At 47.7% G+C, this 13,180-nt stretch carries 8 protein-coding genes; 6 read left to right on the plus strand and 2 right to left on the minus strand.

The genetic code is table 11. From position 1 onward, the window contains the following. Positions 1-65: 65 nt before the first annotated feature. The 3 genes from VP504_RS19310 (at position 66) to VP504_RS19320 (ending at position 5,592) form a co-directional block, all read left to right on the plus strand. A complete protein-coding gene (locus VP504_RS19310) occupies positions 66-1,103 on the plus strand; it encodes a response regulator (protein WP_325895026.1) in 1,038 nt (345 codons plus the stop codon). A gap of 23 nt (positions 1,104-1,126) precedes the next feature. Then, positions 1,127-5,026 (plus strand): hybrid sensor histidine kinase/response regulator, encoded by a 3,900-nt coding sequence (locus VP504_RS19315; RefSeq protein WP_325895027.1) that lies wholly within the window; start codon positions 1,127-1,129, stop codon positions 5,024-5,026. Between the two features lie 224 nt (positions 5,027-5,250). Continuing rightward, the gene (locus VP504_RS19320) at positions 5,251-5,592 is read left to right on the plus strand and encodes a hypothetical protein (RefSeq protein WP_325895028.1); all 342 of its coding nucleotides are present in this window, start codon (positions 5,251-5,253) and stop codon (positions 5,590-5,592) included. Positions 5,593-5,839: 247 nt separating this feature from the next. On the opposite strand, the gene VP504_RS19325 is transcribed toward VP504_RS19320, so the two are convergent. After that, positions 5,840-6,085 (minus strand): DUF4156 domain-containing protein, encoded by a 246-nt coding sequence (locus VP504_RS19325; protein WP_325895029.1) that lies wholly within the window; start codon positions 6,083-6,085, stop codon positions 5,840-5,842. 249 nt (positions 6,086-6,334) lie between these two features. Here VP504_RS19325 and imuA point away from each other — a divergent pair, with 249 nt between their 5' ends. Genes imuA through VP504_RS19340 form a run of 3 tightly spaced genes read left to right on the plus strand, consistent with a single transcriptional unit; the run spans position 6,335 to position 11,582 of the window. Continuing rightward, on the plus strand, positions 6,335-7,042 hold the full coding sequence (gene imuA, locus VP504_RS19330; protein WP_325895030.1) for a translesion DNA synthesis-associated protein ImuA: 708 nt from the start codon (positions 6,335-6,337) through the stop codon (positions 7,040-7,042). Beyond that, positions 7,039-8,445: a Y-family DNA polymerase gene (locus VP504_RS19335; protein WP_325895031.1), complete on the plus strand. Its 1,407-nt coding sequence runs from the start codon at positions 7,039-7,041 to the stop codon at positions 8,443-8,445. The genes imuA and VP504_RS19335 overlap by 4 nt, the downstream gene beginning before the upstream one ends. A gap of 23 nt (positions 8,446-8,468) precedes the next feature. After that, positions 8,469-11,582: an error-prone DNA polymerase gene (locus VP504_RS19340; protein ID WP_325895032.1), complete on the plus strand. Its 3,114-nt coding sequence runs from the start codon at positions 8,469-8,471 to the stop codon at positions 11,580-11,582. A gap of 30 nt (positions 11,583-11,612) precedes the next feature. On the opposite strand, the gene VP504_RS19345 is transcribed toward VP504_RS19340, so the two are convergent. Continuing rightward, positions 11,613-12,971, minus strand: coding sequence for a hypothetical protein (locus VP504_RS19345; protein ID WP_325895033.1), 1,359 nt, complete (start codon positions 12,969-12,971; stop codon positions 11,613-11,615). Between the last annotated feature and the right edge of the window lie 209 nt (positions 12,972-13,180).

The following is a 13,180-nucleotide window of genomic DNA, read 5'->3' on the forward strand; positions in this document are numbered from 1 at the left end:
AATTGAAAAAACAGCCCTCTAGGCTATTTTTATTAGGGGAGACTGTACTTAAGTTGGGGTAGCTAATGCTTGAAAAGTGCTTAGTTGTTGATGACCATGAAATGATCCGTGAGACCATCGCCATTATGGCAAAGTCTCAAGGGTTTAATGAGTGCATCACAGCTACTGACGGCGCTGATGCCATGTCTAAGCTATACCATGAGCGCCCCTCGTTCATCATTACTGATTTGCAGATGGAACCCATTGATGGACTAGAAATGCTTCGACTTATCAGGAGTGGCCGCTATGGGCTGCCTCATGACATCCCAATCATTATCCTCACAGCTAATGCCGCAGAGACTGTTATTGCCCAGTGTATCGCTTTCGATGTGGACGCTTTCCTCGTGAAGCCAGTAAATAAGCAATCGCTTCAAGATAGAATCAGCCAGCTCTCCCAACAAGCCAAACCAAAGAAGGGTATCGAACACTACTTTGCTATGTACGAGCAAGATCCCGCTAAATCAACAGCATTCAAGGTGAACGGTACCGTTGCATTTACTGACGACGTTTTAAAAGAAGTTGATTCAGTAATTCATGAGCATAAAGAATCAGGCACAGCAGAGCCTATTCTCGCAAATACCACAGAAAATGTAACACCAAGTTCTACAGAACATTCTTCTCCACCGCCGGTTGCTCCCGCAACAGAAGAAGGGCAACCAGAGTCAGACAACCGTAAGAAATTTATTAAGTGGCAGGACCGCTTCACTGTCGGTCATCCAGAACTAGACCAGAGCAACAAAGAGTTGCTCAGTATCATCAACGACACCTATGACCTTGTTGTTACTCATCATGAAGGCAATGAGTTTGATGACATTGCAAAGCGCTTTCAGCATTACGTTGAGGACCATATTGAGTTAGAAGAGGATCTGCTCACTGATGCCAACTACCCAAGACTGAAAATGCACAAAGACATGCATGCGCGCCTTGTTAAACAGGCAGAGTTTGTGATGCTTAAGTGCCAAGCGGATCCCGGCTTTTATAAGACCGATTTTTTCCGTCTGTTGCGTTTTTGGTGGGTGAAACATGTGGTACAGGAAGACACTAAATACAAATCCCTATTTTAATATGCTCACATGACGAGGACTAAATGGCTAACAACTTCCGCCTAGCTAGCCAGGAATCTCGCTATACACTGGCCCAACTCTTCCTTAGCGGCGGTGCAGTCGTCATTATTCTGCTGCTATCTTTCCTTTGGTTTTATCGCTCCATCTATCAGGACACGCAGGAAAAACTTTCTTACTTTCTTACAACAGAAATCAGCAATCTCAGTTCATCAGTTGATGACTGGTATCACCACCGTGAACGCGAGTTGGGGATTATTGCCACCGATAATCAACTGATTCAGGCGCTGGATATTAGCGGCGCATTCAACGGAGAAGCCCTAACCAATGCCGGCGAAGTAACAAAAATCTTAGATTTATATCGAGAATCCTTTTCACTCGACGAAGTCACTCTATTTTCCCCGAAGGGAGAAATTCTTCTTGAGCTTGCTTACGAGTTTTCAGATGTAGCCGTCAACATCTATCCAAACATCATTCCTATGGTCAAGCGACAAACTCTGTTTATTAGCCCTCCTCACCTGTCTGATGATGAAAAGCCATTAACGGAAATCATTATGGCTCTCGCCTTTTTTAACGGTTCCAGTCATACAGATCCCGTTGTTTTGGTGGCAACCCGAAAAAGTTCGGACTTCGACAAATTGTTTTTCAGTCAGGAAACTATCCCTTCTCGTATTGCTTTCGCCATCAATGATAGTGGTCAAATCATCGCTCCAACTAAGAATCGCCTTCTGCTGCCAGACACAATTGAAACAGTCAATAGGATAGGGAAAACACCATCAGACTTACTTTATCGCTCAGATAAATCCATCAGGCTCAACGCAGAAGGCTTTCAAGGCCACCTCCCTGATCCTTCGATTGGCGTCTGGCAATGGTACGAAGAACTCCCTATTGGGCTTGTCATTGAGTTTGATGCAAACAGCGCACTTAGTGCCGTTTCATATACCCAAAACTACCTCTCAGTGACATTTTTTGTTGTTACCGGCGCATTTATACTGTTTCTTATGAAACACGCCAACTCACTACTGCGTATTGGGTTCACCAAACAGTACCTTGAATCTATTTTAAAGAACTATGCTGACGGCGTGATTGTCCTCGACAACCGCGGTAATGTTATGACGGTGAATCACCGTGCTTCCACACTCGTCGATTTGCCGAACGTGCCAGAAAAAGGCACGCCATTGAATACCCTCAGTACTGACATCAACCAACAACTCATTCGAACCATTGAACAGGTATACCAAAACTCGCTCGTCAGCGAGGAAGCTAGCAAAATATTTCACGGTGGAGATAATGATTCCCTTTTCCTCCACCTTGTAGGGAATAAGCAGCGCATTGGTGACCGGGATTACGTGGTCATGAACGTTCGGGACATTACCCAGCGCACACGAATGGAAGCCAAACTTAGTCGAAGTAATGCACTGTATTCTGTTTTTAACTCTGTGCAGGACATGTACATGACCACGGGGAACTCCGAGCGGTCATTCAAAAAAGCGTTGGTTGTATTGGCAACTTTTACCGACAGTAACCTGGTAGCAATGTTGTCTATAAAAGGCGGCGTTCAGAAGCTACTTTTCAAGCACCAAGTCAATAACCTCAAGCAAGAATTTAAGGAGCTACCGCTTCCACTGCTACCGTTTGCCGAGTCCGCTATCCGCCTCAAACGTACAGCGTATTCTTCACCCCACCAAGGTGTACTCAACGATGATTGCGACTTTTTTGAGCACTATGCATTCCTACCGTTGATCACGATGGGAGAAGAAGTCGGTATCATTGTGTTAGCCGGTCGTGATGACCCTTACACTGGTGAGATCGTGGATTGGATTGCTCCCGTCGTGAAAAGCATCTGTAGCATGCTCTATTCCGACCGCCAGACGCAACTTAACAGGGAAGTAAATGAAGCCTTGGTGCGCGCGAAAGACGATGCCGAACAGGCCAACGAGGCCAAATCTAATTTCCTGGCCATGATGAGCCATGAGATTCGTACGCCAATTAATGGCATCATGGGTATGTCGGAAGTACTCTCACACACCCGGCTATCCAACGAACAGCGGCAATACAATGACACCATTGCGGTATCGGCAAGTGCATTGCTAGATATTATTAATGATGTGCTAGATCTTTCGAAGATTGAAGCAGGTAAAATGACCGTTCGACAGGAAATCTTCTGTATTCATGAACTCATTGAAAATGTTACTAATATCGTTGCACCCCGAGTGAAAGACAACGTCAGTTTTACCACATTTACCGACCCCAATTTACCCTGCTCAATCATGTCGGATTTTTCCAAGTTAAGGCAGATACTGGTTAATCTGGCTGGTAATGCTGCTAAGTTCACCAATAGTGGTTATGTGGATGTCTCTATCACCCAGCTCCGTCGGAATGGTTCTGACTGTGAACTGGAGATAAAGGTAGCCGATACTGGCATTGGGATCGAGCCAGCGCAACTGGACAAGGTTTTCGAAAACTTCTCACAGATTGATAACTCCAGTAGGCGTCGCTATCAGGGAACAGGGCTTGGCCTACCTATCTGTCGTAAATTTGCTGATCTTCTCGGGGGTGACATTCAAGCTAAAAGTGCCATTGGTCACGGCTCCACCTTTAGCGCTCGCTTTACTGTCAAAGTCCCTGATACATCGCGAGAGCAAATGCCTTCACACACATCATTACTTCAAGGAATGAAGACGCTGCTTATCTCCCGCAGCGTTACTCAGGTAAGTAACCTGTATAAATATTTCACCCTCTTAGGGCTTTGCGTCACAATCGCCCGCGATGAAAATGCTGCATCTGCTGCACTTCAGTCTAACCAATTCGATGTGACCTTGCTTGATCACACTATTTCTCTTGAAAAGCTCAAAGCCTCTATGCTCCTACAAGGTAATTCACATACGGTGCTTTACCTCGCTGATATCCGTGGTGTGTTGATACAGAATACAGAAGTCATTTCAGCGTCAATCAGCGCACCTTTTAATATTGAGTCTATTTACGAGATACTTTCGACAGTCATCAAGCTGGATGCCAAAGGACTCAGCCGTAAACAGATTTTCCGCCAGATGACCCACAATGAGGAATCTTCTCGCAATGTCGGTAACAGCCTTTATGTTAAAGGTCTATCAGTACTGATTGCGGAAGACCACCCAGTCAATCAAGAGCTCATCAATACTGTTCTCACTAAACTCGGCTGCAAGACCACACTTGCTGACAACGGATCTATTGCCTTCGAGCGATTTATGTCTAATCGCTACGACATGATTTTTATGGACTGCCAAATGCCTGTAATGGACGGATTCGAAACCACACGGAAAATCCGCCAGTTAGAAATTGAGAACAATTTGCCCGAAGTACCGATTATCGCTATGACTGCCAATGCCATGAGTGGTGATCGTGAGAAGTGCCTCAATGCCGGAATGACGGAGTACATCGCCAAACCCTTTAAACAGCACGACCTGATTGTTCTGATGAACAGCTTTCTAACAGAGCCTGAACCCTGCTCTGAAAGCTCTTCATCTACAACGGTTTCTCCTTCGCTTGCAACAACTGCAGCATCAAGTGCTGTCAAAACCCAAACGCAACAAGCAGAAGTGGAAAGCGAAACGCTTGAGCCTTTCGACCTTTCAACACTGAAAGAGAACACAGGTGACGACCCTGAGCTCATTGGTATGTTGATAGACCGCTACCTCTCCGCGCAGGAAAGTGACATCAAAGAGCTAGTTAAGGCTTGGGAAAGCGAGCGCTATGTGGATGTAAAGAAAATTGCCCACAAAATGAAAGGGGCGGCGTTGATGGTTGGAGCGGTTGATTTTTCTACTGATTGTAAAGCGTTGGAACAATACAATTTTGACGGCGGCAACCGACCCGAAGAGCTTTACGAAAAGCTTCAACGAAGCTCAATACAACTGTGTGAAAGGATGTCCGCCAGCAAACCCTGAGATCAGGCTCCTATTAGTTTTCAGACGTAGTAGAACATTTGCAATTGTGCAAGTGTAATATAGTCACTATTTGCATTCTTTTTATTAAGATTGCAAACCGAACTCCACTATCTAAAGCCCTTACTGGTCAACGTGGCTGGTTTTACTAAACTATTCAATAAATAAGAAAAAAGCCGCCTAACAGGCGGAAATCAATAATTATTATATATTAAAGAGATTACGCTATGCAGACCCTGATTCCTTTCCCTGCTGAAGGGGGTTCAACACGTGAGCCTCAGAACAGCCCCATGACTGATATGATTCGCGAAGAACTGAATCAACTCAGCTCCAATGATTACATGGTCAACTGCATTTTGGAGCGTATGAAACCGTTCATTGCCACGCTCGATTGCGACCTAAGCTTGGACATGGAAATCACTGCTGAGAACGAAGCTGGTGTGATGCAGGTGATACCGTCGATTCAGGATCTTCAAAGCCGTTTCGATGGCATCATTTCAGAAATTATTTCTGAGCGAATCTTGCATGAAATCCATCTTTTTCACATCGAGCGGGCCACTAAACTCTAAACGATGACAACAGAATGATGAAAGCGGCTAGCAAGCCGCTTTTTGGTTTCTCTGTCGCTTACACCGAATATTATCTATCTCTTGTAGCGTTTTTCAAATAAACCAATCACAACGTCCGATGATTTCCAACGGGAACCTCAATATTCTCTGGCGAAGATCACCCTATCTCTCATGAAATAAAACGGTGGCTTCCGCATTTAGAAACCACCGCTGCATTCAGTGTATTGCTTATCTTTGTCATGCTGCTTTACGGATGACAAAGATACACTTTTGCCAAAAAAGTTACTGACTTAGAGAAGGGTTTCGGTGCATAAAGAAGGACAGTATCAGCATTCAATACCATCGCTTTATTTCTCAGTTCATTAACTGCACCTTGCGTCAGAACGCCATCGTCAATCAACCAGTAGTCATACCAATATTCCTGTGAGCCAACAACCACACCTCTATCTTCACAGTGCAGCATTTCCAACGCGTCACCCCACAATACCGTCATTTTTCACTGCTTGGCTCCGGCGTTGTCACACAACCAGCCAACAGTATTGCCCCAAGAGGTGTTGCCCATTTATCCATCTTATCTTCAGAGAGTTGGATTTTGAGGCCTATGAGTCTATCGGCGATATAGGTACTTAACGAGCCGCTTTTCTGTTCACCTATGACGGAATAATATGCATCAAAACACACTTGCTCTGATGAAGATCTCCCTCTAGAATAATACTGTATATATATACAGTATTATTTACTTATGCTCGATAATATTCTCGCCCTGCATTCAGGGATCTGGACGGCCAACCGTCTCTATCAACCTAAAGCACACTGCCGTCCTAGCGGCCACACGGTGATTGATGAAAAGCTGGATGGCGGCTGGCCAGAATCCGGTGTGGTTGAACTACAATTGCCCTATTTCGGCATTGGTGAACTACGCCTGATCCTGCCCGCTGTTGTCAGTGCCCTGAAAGACAGTGAGCTCACCGTCTTTGCTACTCCGCCAGGAGAACTGAACCCGATAGCCTTGTGTCAGGCTGGATTTGATCTGGAAAAAGTGATCATTCTAGATGCCTCCATCACATCCAGCCTTTGGTGTGTAGAGCAGGCACTGAAAAGTGGCTGTTGTCGCTCTGCAGTACTCTGGGGAGATGCCCTTTCCGTGACGCAAGCCAGACGCTTGCAACTCGCTGCGACCGAAAATGACTGCCTGTTGTTTATGATTACTCAACAAAAGAGTGTTCAAGGCTTACCGGTCAGTTGCCGCCTGTCAGTTATCCCCGATGAAGTGGGGCTGAAAGTGACGGTCGTTAAGCGCCGTGGCCTTCCCGTTGAACCCTTTCATGTGTCATTGGAACCTGTTTTTCATTCTTTCTCGCTGGCTGAAAAAGCCAAAAAGCCTGAAGTTATTACACTTGAATCGCTCCAATTGGCAGATACCTCCAATGTGGTGCCACTCTTTCGATGATCCTCTGGTTATATCTGCACTTTCCAACCTTACAGCTTGACACCCTTGTCCGTGACAACAGGGTGGAGGCGCCACTGATTGTGCTTTCCCGCGCCACTGGCAGTGTATATCAAGCTAACGCACAAGCGCGGGAGCATGGCATTGTAGCAGGCAATGACCTCGGCACTGCCAGCGCTCTGTGTCATGGTCTGGATGTAGCAGATTATGACGAGCAGGCAGAGGCTGATCGCCTACTGCAACTGGCTTCCCTTTTGTATCAGGTCAACGCGGATATCGTCCCCTATGCGCCGGATGGGCTTCTGCTGAAAGTCACTCCTATGCTCAAGCTTTACGGCTCACTCGACAGGTATTGGCAGTCGCTACTACCTGTACTCAGTGGTGAGCAAGTGCAATATCATTTCTCGCTCAGCCCTTATCCAGAAGCGGCTCGCTGGCTGGCCCGTGCAAAAGCGGACTGCGGCTACCTGACACCGGAAGCGACCGAGCAAGCGCTCGCCGTGCTTTCAGTACGTGAGCTGGGGTTCACTGCTAAGCACGTTGTTCAGCTGGAACGTATGGGGATACGACATGCCCAACAATTACTGGCGTTGCCTGTGGATTCACTCGGTCAACGTTTTGGCAAACCGCTGACTGCGCATTTACGCTCTCTGACCCAGAAAAGTCTCGCATTACCTGCGAGCTTTACACCGCCTGAGCACTTCTATCAGTCACTTGAGCTTTTGCATGAAATCGCAAATAGCCAGACGCTTTGCTTTCCGCTTCAGCGCATGCTCAAGGAAATGGAAAAGTTCATGCATGTCAGAGAAGCCGTCACACCCGCTATTACCATTGCGCTGACACAGCGCGAGCATGACGACAAGGTATTGGAGATCACTGCGGCAGCACCCGAGTCTGCCTCCAGTCGATGGATGTCATTGCTCCAGCTTCATCTGGAAAAGATCAAGCTGGATGCGCCTGTCACCCACCTTCGGCTGGAAGCCAATACCCTTTTACCAAGGCAGTCCCCCACCCAGGATTTGTTCGCCGGGAAACGTGGACAGCTCACACCGGGAGAACTCATCAGCCTGATGCAGGCGAAAGCGGGGAAACATGGGGTTTACAGCCTGTCATTGGAAAGTGACCACCGCCCAGAGCGCGCCTTCAAACGTCAATTGCCACTGCAGAAAAGTACGCAAATGTTACCTCCTTTCCTGCCAACACGCCCTGCGTTACTTCATGCATCGCCACGCCCTTTGCTATCTCGTCCTGACACCCTCACAGGCCCTGAACGCGTCAGTGGCGGTTGGTGGGATGAATCGCCCATACAGCGCGACTACTTTGTTGCCCGTAATAAACGGGGGCAACTTTGCTGGGTATTTCGAACCGCACAGGGAGAGTGGTTCGAGCATGGCCTTTTTTGTTGATCCGCAGTTTGAGATCGCTTCCTATGACAACACCTTCTGATAATCGCCCACTCACATTTTCAGAGCTCCACTGTAAAACCAATTACAGCTTCTTAACTGGTGCTTCCCACCCAGAAGAACTGGTCGCTCGTGCCGCAACATTAGGTTATCACGCACTCGCTATAACCGATGAATGCTCACTTTCTGGCGTAGTGCGTGCTCACACCGTAAACCGAGACCAGAACCTAGGCCTCAAGCTTATTATTGGTTCAGAAATCACCTTTCAGGACGAAAAGCTGGTACTGCTTTGCCCAAACCGGCAAGCCTATGGTGAGCTCGCACGCCTTATTACCCAAGCCAGAATGCGCAGTAAAAAAGGGCACTATCAGGTATTCAGTGATGATTTCAGCCACATCACACAGTGTCTTTGCATCTGGTTGCCGACACTCAAACATGAAGAAAAAACCAAGCCTTCGGATTTTCAGAACTGGCTGAAGAGTACTTTTGAAGAAAGACTCTGGATCGGTGTTGAACGGCTGTTATTGCCCAATGAATCTACCTATCTGACTATGGTCGAATCACTGTCAAAGGAGCTCAACCTGCCGATTGTCTGCACCAACGATGTATTAATGCATCACACTCGTCGCCAGCCGTTGTTAGATGTGATTACTGCCATTCGACTCGGCAGGCCCTTACAGCAATGCGGCTTTGAGTTACCCAGAAATGGCGAGCAGGCACTCAAACCCGTTGAGAAACTGGAAAAGCTCTACCCAGAAAGCTGGCGAAGAGAGACCCAGTGTATTGCCGCCAAATGTACTTTCTGCCTCAGTGAGCTTCGCTATGAATACCCCGCAGAACTGGTTCCAGATGGATTTACCGCCAGCAGTTACTTGCGCCACTTGGTGGAAGAAGGCATTGGAAAACGTTTCCCGAATGGTATTAAGCCAGAGATCCGCACCACCATTGATAAAGAGCTGGGGCTGATTGCCGAACAGCAGTACGAGTATTTTTTCCTCACCATTTACGACATTGTGCAGTATGCAAAATCACAGGGCATTCTGTATCAAGGCCGTGGGTCAGCAGCTAACTCTGTGGTGTGTTATTGCCTTGAAATCACCGCGGTGAACCCGGAGAAAATCAAGGTCCTGTTCGAACGTTTTATCTCTAAAGAACGTAATGAGCCCCCAGATATTGATGTCGACTTCGAGCACGAACGACGGGAAGAAGTGTTTCGCTACATCTATCAGAAATATGGTCGTCAGCGCGCAGCGATTGCCGCCACTGTGATCACCTACCGTTTTAAAAGTGCGTTCCGCGATGTCGGCAAAGCGCTAGGGCTCAATGAAACCCAACTCGATTACTACATCAAAAACCTTAACCACCGCGACAAAGGGCTGGATAAAGGCGAACAGCTTGAAGCGCTGGGGTTGGACACCCACTCACACCTTGGACACTGGCTGATGGAGCTGGTTGAAGAAATCCGCGGCTTTCCACGTCACCTTAGCCAACATGTCGGCGGTTTTATTATCTCCGCAGGCCCTTTGTATGAACTGGTGCCAGTAGAAAATGCCGCGATGGCGGATCGCAGCGTGATCCAGTGGGACAAAGATGATTTGGAATCCCTTGGACTGCTGAAAGTCGATATCCTTGCACTGGGGATGTTGAGCGCAATCCGCAAAGCTTTTGCCATCATCGAAAGCCAGCATCAGCGCAGATTGTCGATCAGTGATATCGTTGCTATGGGTGATGATCCTATTGTCTATCAACAGCTCCAGAAGGCAGACTCTGTCGGCGTGTTTCAGGTTGAGTCCCGCGCCCAGATGAGCATGTTGCCAAGACTTCGCCCAAGCTGTTATTACGATCTGGTGATTCAGATTGCCATAGTCCGCCCTGGTCCGATTCAAGGCGACATGGTACACCCCTACCTCAAACGACGTTGGGGAGAAGAACAGATCACCTACCCATCAAAAGAGGTGGAATCCGTTTTAGAACGAACCAAGGGTGTGCCCATTTTTCAGGAGCAGGTGATCCAACTTGCTATGGTCGCCGCCGGATTCAGTGGCGGTGAAGCCGACCAACTTCGCCGAGCAATGGCAGCCTGGAAGCGCAGTGGAAAGCTCGCCCCTTTCCGTGAAAAGCTGATCAATGGCATGCAAGAACGCGGTTACGACATTGAGTTTGCTGAGCAAATTTTCCGCCAGATTCAGGGGTTCGGTGAATACGGCTTCCCTGAATCTCACAGTGCTTCCTTCGCGGTATTGGCTTACACCTCATCATGGTTAAAACACTACTATCCGGTCGCCTTTTACTGCTCACTACTCAATAGTCAGCCTATGGGCTTCTATAGCCCTTCACAGCTATTGCAGGATGCCTCCCGCCATCAGGTTCAAATTCTTCCTGTCTGCGTCAATCGAAGCCAGTGGGATCATCAGCAGGTCACAGTACAAGATCAACCCGCGCTGCAACTTGGCTTTCGTATCGTCAAAGGATTATCTGAACTCGGCACAGAAAAGCTGCTTCAGTGTCGTCCACGTAGTGGATTCCAGCATCTGAACGACATTAGAAAATGTGGTTTGAGCAGAGGCGATCTTGAAGCGCTCGCCAGTGCCAACGCCACTAAAGTACTGGCGGATAATCGCTTTTCTGCTCGCTGGCAAATGATGGATGACAGCCATGTTTTGCCACTGTTATCCAGCACTCAGCCAGACAGTTCGGACGCCAACGCGATTGCAGCGCCTTCTGCGGTAGAAGATTTAATTGAGGATTATGCAGCTACAGGCCTGACGCTCGGCAAGCACCCTATCGCACTGTTAGATGAAAGCGGCAAATTGGGCAAGCACCGGTTGGCCAATGAACTCAATACCATCCGCTCAGGCTCAGCGATAACAGTTGCCGGTGTGGTGACTGGCAGACAGCGCCCCGGGACAGCCAGCGGCGTAACTTTTGTGACGTTGGAAGACCACACTGGAAATATCAACATAGTGGTATGGCTTGCCACTGCGCGCGCACAGAACACACCGTTTGTTTCGGCAAAGATATTAAAAGTGAAAGGGATTCTGGAACGGGAAGGCGGTGTGGTACACGTGGTGGCAGGAAGATTAATCGACATGACTCACACCCTCGATCAGCTACTCATCCATTCACGGGATTTTCACTGATCGAAAAGCTTAGGTCTGTTGACCCTGTATTCACGAAAATACTTCCTCTACATCAACCACTTTGGAACGATTCACCGTGATTTTCCAGCGCTGGATGGTGAAGCTGCCGTCCTGATTCTTCTGCTTGGAAACCAAATTAAATTGATGACGTTTATCGATAGATTCACGTGTCACCTGACCATCACTCAGCGCATAGTAACGCTCTTTACCACGCGCCATCAGGCGAGAAAAGGGACGAAAATCAATTCGCCACACTTCACGGGTCATGTCGTAGCCGCTAAGAAACTTGGTGGTGGACATCTGGGTCACCATCTTTATTTTGACCACGGACTCTTCGCGCTGACGCAGCTTACCTTTTCGCATCTTGCGAACATCATCAGGGATTTTGTCGAACGGAATGTAGTCCAACCACTCCAACTGACTGCCGATACGCTGACCCGAGGTTGGGTCAGTGAACATTTTCCGCCACTTCGGACGTCCTTTGCGAATGAAGCGCCAAAGCACATCACGCAGGTCATCCTTGAAGATCTCTCGCATGGCATACAAACCCGCCATTGCGAGCGCAAATGACAAGGTAATTTCGCCAAGGAAACTACGCATACGAATAATGGCAACCGTCACGAAAATCATCACCAAACCAGCAGCAGCACCTTTGGCAAGTTTATTCAGGTTTTGCCCCAGCACCACATCCTTCTGGCGAATAGTGACTGGGTATTCAATCAAACGACGGGCAAGGCGCATCTTATTCACCATACGCGTCGCATCGGTTTGTGCTTTCGACGAATTGTAGTTTTGCTCAATACGATAAGCCGCTTCAGATTCACAGAATGCCAGAAGCTGCTCTTTAATCGGTTTAAATGCCGCACTCCTTGGCATATGAGCGATCAGCGACAGGAATCGCTGCTCGGTCAGCCAAGAAAGGTAGTTGTCGACATTGTTGTAATACTTGATGAGGCTTTCATCTTTTGGCACATAACGACGGAGACGACGAAGGATCTCAACCGCCATGTCAGTGATCACTTCCAGTTGTTCAACCGCCTCTTCCTCTTCGACATCAGCCAAGGTGTCAAAGAAACGGTGCGTCGTTTTTTCCAGTGAAAGCGCATATTGATAGGCATACAAACTCAAGCTGACGCGGTATTTGTCGGAAGGCAGTTTATCCCGGCTAGCGAGTCGTGAATGTACAAGTGGTAAGTGGTGTTGCGACGTAAAGTAGGTACGGGTGTTTGACAGTACCTTATAGTAAAACTCATCTTCGCTGAGTATGCTCTTGGAGAAACTCAGCTCTCCAGGAACAAATAGGTAGAATTCGACGTCCTGTCTTTTTATCTCTTCATTGATCAGCGCAATCCGTGCGGTTAACCCCTCATATTTTTCTACAGAGATCAATTATGTACTCCAAAACATTCTCTATTTACGGGTCTTTCCGCGAAGGAGGAAGGACGCATAGTTTATACCGAAACATTCTCTGTGCGCATGTCCCTAACAGACTTAATTGCGCAGAACAGATGGAAAAACCCAGCAATCAATGATTGTGCATTTTTTAACCATCAAGAGAGGATCAATTCGTAACTTCGATGGCTAGGGCTTGCCTGAGG

Source organism: Grimontia sp. NTOU-MAR1, assembly GCF_035758505.1.
GTDB lineage: Bacteria > Pseudomonadota > Gammaproteobacteria > Enterobacterales > Vibrionaceae > Enterovibrio > Enterovibrio marinus.